We start from the raw sequence: 325 nt of genomic DNA, 5'->3' as shown, positions 1-325 counted from the left end.
TCTGCTTTGTTGAATCCGATGACGGCGCGGGGATCACTGTTTGAGAGCTTGTTCGAGGTTGTAGACTGCGGCGGTCAACACGAGTTCGCGGAACTCGCGGTACCAAGCGCGAGGGTGGACAGCGGGGCCGAACCGACGCTTGATGGCCGAAAAGGCGGTCTCGGCCATCCACCGCTGGCCGTATAGCTCGCTGTCCAACCGTGCGTTGTGCGCGTGATCGTACGCAGCGAACAGCCGGTGACGCAGCAACGGCCGGACGCCCTCTGAACCGAGGGCGTCCCGGAGAGATTGGTCGTCATAGCCTTTGTCGCCGGCGAGACTCTCG

At 63.1% G+C, this 325-nt stretch carries 1 protein-coding gene; it reads right to left on the bottom strand.

Annotation, left to right across the window (positions count from 1 at the left end; translation table 11 throughout):
- Positions 1–33: 33 nt before the first annotated feature.
- A partial coding sequence (locus EXE42_RS17440; protein ID WP_137707106.1) for a transposase occupies positions 34–325 on the bottom strand: 292 nt, incomplete at its 5' end.

Origin of the sequence: Halorubrum sp. SP3, from assembly GCF_005435195.1 — an archaeon.
Lineage (GTDB): Archaea > Halobacteriota > Halobacteria > Halobacteriales > Haloferacaceae > Halorubrum > Halorubrum sodomense.
Note: the sequence above shows the minus strand (reverse complement) of the source record. Positions and strands in the feature narration are given on the sequence as shown.